At 62.2% G+C, this 6,208-nt stretch carries 4 protein-coding genes and 1 pseudogene; all 5 read left to right on the top strand.

The features are described 5' to 3' along the window. Positions 1-795: pseudogene (locus B9A97_RS28980) on the top strand (hypothetical protein); the annotation flags it as partial. 348 nt (positions 796-1,143) lie between these two features. Continuing rightward, on the top strand, positions 1,144-2,259 hold the full coding sequence (locus tag B9A97_RS28975; RefSeq protein ID WP_084369296.1) for a hypothetical protein: 1,116 nt from the start codon (positions 1,144-1,146) through the stop codon (positions 2,257-2,259). 185 nt (positions 2,260-2,444) lie between these two features. Continuing rightward, positions 2,445-2,951: a hypothetical protein gene (locus tag B9A97_RS28970; protein ID WP_084369295.1), complete on the top strand. Its 507-nt coding sequence runs from the start codon at positions 2,445-2,447 to the stop codon at positions 2,949-2,951. Further along, positions 2,944-4,908: an ATP-binding protein gene (locus B9A97_RS28965; protein ID WP_084369294.1), complete on the top strand. Its 1,965-nt coding sequence runs from the start codon at positions 2,944-2,946 to the stop codon at positions 4,906-4,908. The genes B9A97_RS28970 and B9A97_RS28965 overlap by 8 nt, the downstream gene beginning before the upstream one ends. After that, positions 4,905-5,672: an ATP-dependent metallopeptidase FtsH/Yme1/Tma family protein gene (locus B9A97_RS28960; RefSeq protein ID WP_084369293.1), complete on the top strand. Its 768-nt coding sequence runs from the start codon at positions 4,905-4,907 to the stop codon at positions 5,670-5,672. Before B9A97_RS28965 ends, B9A97_RS28960 begins: the two co-directional genes overlap by 4 nt. Positions 5,673-6,208 lie beyond the last annotated feature (536 nt).

Below are 6,208 nucleotides of genomic sequence, written 5' to 3'. Positions count from 1 at the left end.
GTTCAGGATGTCACGGGGATCATGTCCGGGTCAAAGGAGGACATCGAGGAGAAGCCCGAAATCGATCCGTACGATGTCGGTGGGCCTGCTGGGCTTAAGGCGATCATCGCCATCAAGGTACGGGACGGCATGAGATCTTTTGTTGGGCATATCGAGGAGATCCGCACCCACGTGCTGGAGGCCTTGCCGAAAAACAACATCGTCAAGAAGGACCTCGCCGCGAAGACCCACCTCACGGCACGCCTCGCGCACCGCGAGTTGCAAAGCCTCATCCAGTTCGTTAGGCCGCATCCGAACGACAAGCATGACACAACGGTTACGGTACTGCCGGAAAAATCCGGTTGGGAAAAGGTCAGCCGGCTGCTCTACAAGATGGGCAGCGAGACTTCTTGGCCTGACAAGGCCGAGCTTCGGACCTGGCTGGAGACAGAGGTCGTGCCGCTTCTGAACTGGGTGGTTCCCGAAAAGGGCGACCCGGTCAGGCCGGAGGTCAAGGCTGATGTTGCAAAGGGCGTGGTCGCTTCTGCCAAGGTTGTCGCGGTCACTTCGGCCCCGGCTAAAACCTCGGCCTCGCCTAAGGCAAAGGCATTGAGCAGGCCGTCGTTGGAGGAGAACCTCGCAACGCTCACGGATGGATTTGCCGCCATCATGACCGGCGACTTCAAGGTGCCCGCATCTGACGATGACGCAATCCCTTCGGTGGCCGAGGCGCTTGCCAAGCCTGAGAGGCGCTTTCAGCGCCCGGCGTTCATGGACAAGGTCAAGCGGACTTCGCCACCGACGACCGCAGCATGAAGCGCCAACGAAAACTGGAGGGCTGGATGTCCGGCCTTTCCATCAAGATCGAGAGGGCCGCTTGTCGGCCCTTTCTCAATGGCGGCGTCGCTCGGACACGATGATCGCTGAGGCAGTTGCCTCGCACTTGTCGCAGGCGCTCAGTCGGCCTCGGTTTGGAAATCGCCGTGAGCCCGTCGTTAACCTTGTGCCGGCTTTGTTCTCTTTTTGCAGTCCGGGACCTTGAGCCCGGTGTCGGGTCCTGCCAGGGTAAGTGCGTTCCGGACAGCCGGGACAAAGCGGCCCAAGCCGATGCTACCAACATCGACAAGGGCCTGACCGTCAACCTTGGTAAGAAGGAATCGGGCTATGAGCACGAATACCGTTTCTGTTCCCTGTGGGGAAGTTCTCCGTTCCACGATCAACGCGGTTGATGCCGCCGCAGCTTCCGGATCCCGCCCGCGCCCCTTCGGCTTTGGCCGCAATGCGGCTCCGACTGCGGTTCGCGAACCGGCGGCGCTGCGCCGCCATTCGCATCTGGTGCGCTTCGCCGATGCCGAAGCCGATCTCGAACTGCTGATCGATCGCGCCATTACCGCCATCATGGATGGCGAACCGATCGAGGACGCGATCCTAGGCCACTACGTTCATATCGCGTCGCTTGTCCGGGCCGTGTCCTTCCGCGAAGGCAAGCTGTTGGAGCAGGCGGTCGAACGTCTGGCGAGAGCCAATCCCAACGTGCTGGTCCTGACGCAGTCGCTGAAACTGCCGTTGGTCAAGGCCGCGATGGAAGCAGTTGCCGGAAACGACTGGTCGAGCCTCGATGGCGTGAAGCTTGATTGCGAGGCGCCGGCAAAAGGGAGCTACACACCCGACCTCATCATCGTGAACCGAGCCCGGCATACGGCCTACATCCTCGATCTGAAGCGCTCGCTCGCGTCCTATGGCGACACGAGCCGCCTCGAAGAGTTGAAGCTCAAGATGATGGCGTCGGCCATGGTTCTGCCGGACTGGCTCTACAAGAACCAGAAGCGGCTGATGGTCGATGCGGTCGAAGTGGCAATCGTTGATGGCGCCAGCCGACCGAGTGACCACGCTACCGGCATCTGGGCGCTGTCCGAACTCGACGACCTGCTTGAGATCGATGGTGTGGCCGCCTGCATGGCCGAACTGCGTCTGCGCTTCGGCATCCGGGTGCAGCAGCTTCTCGAGGCCGAAGCGCGCAAGGCACTTGGCCTGGACAGGGCGCCCGTCATGGATCCGGCAGCGATGTCCTCGGCTGTGACCGCGGCGCTCCACTCGCGGATCAACCTCAATGGACCAAGTCGGACTTATGAAGAAGATCTGGCAGCCCGGTCTTGCGACGATGACGATCTGCGCGATCGCCTCGATGACGACGGCTTCAGGGACGCCGATGAAGCCGAGGATGACGAACCGGTCCCCATGTTTGTTCGGGTTGGCTTTGCCCGGCGCCCTCGACACTGATCGAGCACGTCACCCGACTGCCGTTGATGCCTGCTGCCTGAGGATCCTCAACACAGTGCCCTGACGCTTGCCGTCATGCGCCTGATGTCGACCGCAATGCGTGCCCATCAGGCCTCAGGCCGCGGCTTTCCCATTCCATCTCCCAATGACGCTGGAACCTATGCTGGTTCGGCGAAGGAGTTTCCATGACTTCCGACATCACCCCGGATGTGCCGCCGCGCATCCGCTGCGAGGCGATCAAATCCTCCTCGACGTCACTGAATCCTGTCTGCCATCGTTCGCATGGCACCGTCCTCCAGTATCCCGGACCGGCTCGTCATGATCCGCCCGCTGACGATCCGGCCTTCCTGATCGGATTGGCGCTCGGTCATGTCAGGCAGGGCGATGGTCTAACCGGCACCGTGCCGGACACGGTCATCATCAGACTGCAGGCACAGGTCGAGCGTGGCAATCCCGCCTGCCGCCTGATGCTGGACTGGCTCGGTAACCGCAACCGCAATCTCGTGGCTCAGCTTCAGTCGGATGCGGGCGACCGGAGTCCAGCCGAGCCCCGTCCCCTTCGTCGCCGGATCCGGGAGCGTCGCCCGGCTGGGCCGGGAAGTTTAAAGAAACGCACATCAAAGAAGCCGGGATCATCCGGTCCCGAAACGGCAATGATTGCCGCGATGACGGAGGGCCGGATCGATGAATAAACTCGCCCGTCTTCTGCTGCGCCGTCTCGACCGTGTCGCCCGTCGGGAAGCCCAGCGCAACGCCCATCTCAATGGCCTTCTGTCTCTGAAGATCGTTGAGGTCGATGGTCATGTTCTCCGTCGCTACAGTCCCGCATTCGATACCGATCGCATGTGCGGCGATCGGGATCGTGACCTCGCCTGGATCCGCCGCACCTTCGCGGCCTATCTGTTGCCGCCGCCCCAGCAGTCCGAGATTGTGGTGACTGAGGGTAAGGCGTCGACAGCGTTGCTGCCGTCCTTAGACCGGTTCGGTCAGGTGTCAGCCGAGGATCACGCCGCAGCAATCGATCACGAGCGCCGTGCCTATGCCGTCGGTCTTGTTGGCCGGGCGGGCAGGGCTCCGCTGGTCAGTAACGTCGTGGCGGCTCTGGTGCTGGCGCGCGCGATCGAGAACACGCGCATGCCGCTTGCGAGGATCGTCCAGGCGATTGTCATGGCGGCGCCCGTGGTCTCACTGCACGCACCCGTGCCCGGCTTCGAGCGTGCCATCAGGCGGCTGATCGAATTGCCGGGCTTTCTTCCCGGGGCTGTCCCGAACGGCATCGACGGTGACTATGTCTATGACGATGGCAGCTTCGCCGCCGCCGAAGGCACGGGACGTCCCTACATCCAGTTCATCGGCGGGTCGGTTCATCGCCTGACAGGCGCCACGCTTCAGCGGCGGCTGGTCAATGCGCTGACGCGGGATTATCCGGTTGTGGCGATCTCGGAGACGGCACAGCACATCCCATCCGAGATCAGCATCGCCGCGGATGTCGCTCTGGTGGGCGGGTTCCTCGACTACCCCTTCATCAGCATGATGCTTGAGGCCATGTATGGTGACGCCGGTCTGGCGGCGCTCACCCGATGGACGACCTCTTATGACGCGCATTACCTGACGATCGATGACGTCGTGCTGGCGTTCAGGCCGGGTCGCGGCGCGTCCGAGGTGATCGACGTGCTGGCCTCGCTCACCGAACGCAATCGTGTTGCCGCTCGCGACGGCGATGATGACGACGACGAGCCACCATCCAAGGCCACGACAAAATCCTCGAAGTCGAAACAGGATGGTGCAGCGGCGGAGAAATCCTCCTCCGGGAAAGACAGTGGCGGCGGATGGAAACGTGACAAGCCGTCGGGGGCCGAGATCATCCAGCCGGAGCCATGGGGGTCGGTGGAAGACGATCGCCCGTCGCTGGTGATCGAGACGCTCTCCGGATACGGCAAGGCCAAGACCTGGGCACTGGATCTGAAGGCCGATCTCGCCGATCACAAGGCAGGGGCTCTCGCCTGGTCTGATATGAGCACCAAGCTTCTGCTTCATGGTCCGCCCGGAACCGGCAAGACGACGTTTGCGCGCGCGCTGTGCAACAGTCTGCAGATCCCGTTGGTCGTGACGTCAGTCTCGACCTGGCTACAGGGCGGGCATCTGAACGACGTCATCGCCAAGATGGCCAAGACGTTTGCCGAGGCGCGGGCCATCGCCCCGTCCATCCTGTTCATCGATGAGATCGACGGCATCGGCAAGCGGCAGCCGGCCGAACGGGAATATGCGGACTATTGGAATACGGTGGTCAACAAGGCGCTGGAGTTGCTCGATGGTGCCGTGAAATCCGAAGGGCTGATCATCGTCGGGGCCACCAATCGGCCGGACCAGATTGATGATGCGATCAAACGCTCCGGGCGGCTGGAGACGCATATCGAGATCCCCATGCCCGATGTCGCAACCCTTGCCGAGATCTTCATGCATCATCTCGGTGACGATCTGGCGGTGCTGGTTGGCGACGCTGGAAAACTGAACGGCGCGGCTCACGACGAAGTGGAGGCGGACGCCGCGGGAACGCATGTGGAAGGCCCGCCGTCACCAGAAAATGATGCTGACAGAGACAGCGATGAGCACGGCTCAGGTGACGCCGGGAAAGGAACGACGACATGACAACGACATCGAAGCATATCGAACCGGGCACACCTGAGGCAGCCGCGTCGGTGTTAAAGCGGCTGGCAACCCGGGCGATGGGCCTGACTGGCGCCGACATCGAGCGGATCGTTCGCCAGGCACGCCTGAAAGCCCGACGGGAAAAGCGGTCGATCCGATATGAAGATCTCGAAGAAGGCATCCGGATGGATCGGCCGCAGGTGCCTTACGATCTGCGCTGGCGGTTCGCGATCCACGAAGCCGGACATGCGGTCGTCCATCATGCGCTGCGGCTCGGCCCGATCCATGGCCTCAACATCGACACGCCCGGAGGCGGTGGCTATAGCCAGCTTGGCTTCACCGCGTCCGGCAGCGATACGCTCGGCTATCGCGAGGACATGCTTGCGATGCTGATGGCCGGGCGGGCTGCAGAACAGATTGTGGTCGGTGCGATTTCCTCGGGCTCCGGCGGCACCGAGGATAGCGATCTGGCGCGAGCAACCCGGCTGGCGCTTGCCATGGAGCGCTCCCTCGGCTTCGGCGCCGTCCAGCCGCTGCTTTATCGCGAAGACCGTGACCCGACCGCGGTGCTCGACAGCAATCCGGATCTCGCGGCCCGTATCCATGCACGATTGGAAAAGGCGCTCGGGCGGGCAGTCGAGATTCTGAGCAAGAACAGGGACAAGCTCGATGCCCTCATCAAGGTTCTATTCGATGCCCAGACGCTGGATGGAGGTGCCGTGACGCAGCTTCTGAGACAGGGTGATCGGACGGCAGGTAACTGAAGGCACGCCATCTGGACAAAAAGGCGGCCGGCGCCAAGGCAATGATGCCACCTGATCTGCCTCGGGTCGGCCTGAATTGCGGACGACTTGTCTCAGGTCGCCCGCAATCTGAGACAAATTGCGCTCATTTGATTCCAAGGTCTGGATTTTTGATTCAAAGGTCGAGGAGGCTGATTCAGCAACGGCGTTTGCCCCGGGGTAACCTGTGTCGACGCGTCATGACGTGCCCGCACGTTGAGACAAATTGCGGTCTTTTGATTCAAGGTTCCAGGCCACCGATTCCGAACTCCGGAAATCCGATTCCGCCAAACGGCGCTTGCGCCGGTCGGCCGGTCCCTCGACCATGAAGGAGGCAGAGGAGCGGGAGAGTGGAGATCATGAGTATGAAGATGGCAAGGCAGCGGCAGAAAGCGCTTCGCGACGCCAACAGGCAGGCACGACGTCCTGACCGGGACGACGTGGCAAGGGTGGCGTTGTTCTGGTTGATCCGCAGGGCCGTGGACAAGGGCCAGGAGGCCGAGCTTGAGACGTTCCAG

The sequence above is a fragment of the Rhizobium sp. RU36D genome (assembly GCF_900176345.1).
Taxonomy (GTDB): domain Bacteria; phylum Pseudomonadota; class Alphaproteobacteria; order Rhizobiales; family Rhizobiaceae; genus Allorhizobium.
Note: the sequence above shows the minus strand (reverse complement) of the source record. Positions and strands in the feature narration are given on the sequence as shown.

Bases quoted from the DNA above. Each gene is read 5' to 3' on its own strand.
- B9A97_RS28975 (WP_084369296.1), top strand. From the start codon at position 1,144: ATGAGCACGAATACCGTTTCTGTTCCCTGTGGGGAAGTTCTCCGTTCC.
- B9A97_RS28970 (WP_084369295.1), top strand. From the start codon at position 2,445: ATGACTTCCGACATCACCCCGGATGTGCCGCCGCGCATCCGCTGCGAG.
- B9A97_RS28965 (WP_084369294.1), top strand. From the start codon at position 2,944: ATGAATAAACTCGCCCGTCTTCTGCTGCGCCGTCTCGACCGTGTCGCC.
- B9A97_RS28960 (WP_084369293.1), top strand. From the start codon at position 4,905: ATGACAACGACATCGAAGCATATCGAACCGGGCACACCTGAGGCAGCC.